Annotated in this window: 1 protein-coding gene; it reads right to left on the reverse strand. The window is 56.1% G+C overall.

What is annotated here, in order from left to right; translation table 11 throughout:
- Positions 1-1,770, reverse strand: a 1,770-nt coding sequence (locus HFE01_RS26285; RefSeq protein WP_167442895.1) for a condensation domain-containing protein, incomplete at both ends; no start/stop codon positions are given.

Here is a 1,770-nt window from a genome sequence, read left to right on the forward strand (position 1 = left end):
CAGACGGCCAGCACGGCCACCAGCAAGTCCACCGAACGCTCGGCGAGAATGCCGACGATCGTCTCCCGGCCGATGCCGCTTGCGCGCAGCGTGGCCGCCAAGTGGTTCGCCCGCTCGTTCAGCTCCGCATACGTCAGCCGGTCGTTCTCGTACACAACGGCCGTCTCTTCCGGCGTGCGCTCCGCTTGTTCTTCGAACAGCCGATGGAACGCGGCCGCAGGAGCCACTTCCGGCTGCGCCGGGTTAAACGCGCCGAGAATTTGTTCTTTTTCCTCTGCCGTCAGCAAGTTCAGCTCGGCGATCTTCGCATCCGGACGGCTTACGATCGTTACGAGCAGCTGTTCGTAATGTTTCGCCAGCCGTTCGATCGTCTCCCTTTTGTAGAGAGCCGTCGCATATTCGAAGCTGTAATCCAAGCCGCCGTTCTCCTCGCCCACATCCAAGCTGATATCAAACTTCGCGGTATCCAGTGCGCTCGGATAAGGAATCAGGCGAAGCCCTTCCAGCTCAAATTCCTCGTTCTCCGTATTCTGCATCGTAAACAGCGTGTCGAAGAGCGGATTGCGGCTTAAATCACGGGTGACTTGCACCTTGTCCACCAATTCTTCGAACGGATAGTTTTGATGCTCGAAGGCGTGGAGGGTCGTTTCTTTGACTTCGTTCAGGTATGACAGGAATGTCTTCTCCGAAGCCGGATAACTGCGGATAGCCAGCGTGTTTAAGAAAATTCCGATCAACGGCTGTACATCTCCATGATTCCTTCCAGCAATCGGTGTACCGACGATCACGTCTTCCTGACCTGAATATTTATGCAAAAGGACGTTATACGCCGCAAGCAGCACCATAAACAGCGTCGTGCCCGTTTCCGAGGCCAGCTGCTTCAGGCCGTCGGTTTTCGAAGCGTCGAAGAAAAACTCCAGCGTTTGGCCTTCGTAGCTCTGCACGGCCGGACGCGGATAGTCGGTCGGCATTTCCAGCACCGGAAGCTCGCCTTGGAACATGTCCAGCCAGTATGCCTCCTGGCGCTGAAGCCGTTCCTTCTGCTCCTGCGAATGCTGCCAAACGGTGTAGTCTTTGTACTGAATGCGCAGAGGCTCCAATTGCTCGCCGCCGTACAAGCGGACGAATTCTTCAACAAAGATTTCCATCGATACGCCGTCGGAAATAATATGATGCATGTCGTACATTAGAATATGGCGTTCCGGAGCCAGCTCGACAAGGCCTACCCTCAGCAGCGGAGGCTTCGCCAAGTCAAACGGACGGACGAAACGACGAACCGTCTCTTCGGCCTCTTGCTTATCCGCTCGATAGAACTCCACGGCAACATTCACGTCCTGATAAATCCGCTGCGATGCTTCGCCATCCACCATTTCGAACCCGGTGCGCAGCGTTTCATGCCGCGTCACGAGCTTACGGAACGCTTCTTCGAACCTTGCCCGGTCCAAAGCACCCTCCAGCAGCATCGCTTCCGGCATGTTGTAGCTAAGCTCCGCGCCTTCCAGTTGATTCAGGATAAAGAGACGTTTTTGAGCAAAAGATTGCGGGTACACCTCTCGGTCATCCGCCACCGGTATGGAAACGAATGTCTGCTCATCCAGCCGGGAAATGGCGGCCGCCATGCTCTCGATGGTGGAATGGCGGAACACGTCGCGCAGCGGCAGATCCACGTTCAACTCTTTATGAATCTTGCTGACCAGCGTCGTCGCCCGCAGGGAGTGGCCGCCGATGTCGAAGAAGTTGTCGTGAACGCCAATCTCCTTCGCAAGCCCC

Origin of the sequence: Paenibacillus sp. EKM10P (assembly GCF_011800655.1) — a bacterium.
GTDB lineage: Bacteria > Bacillota > Bacilli > Paenibacillales > Paenibacillaceae > Paenibacillus > Paenibacillus polymyxa.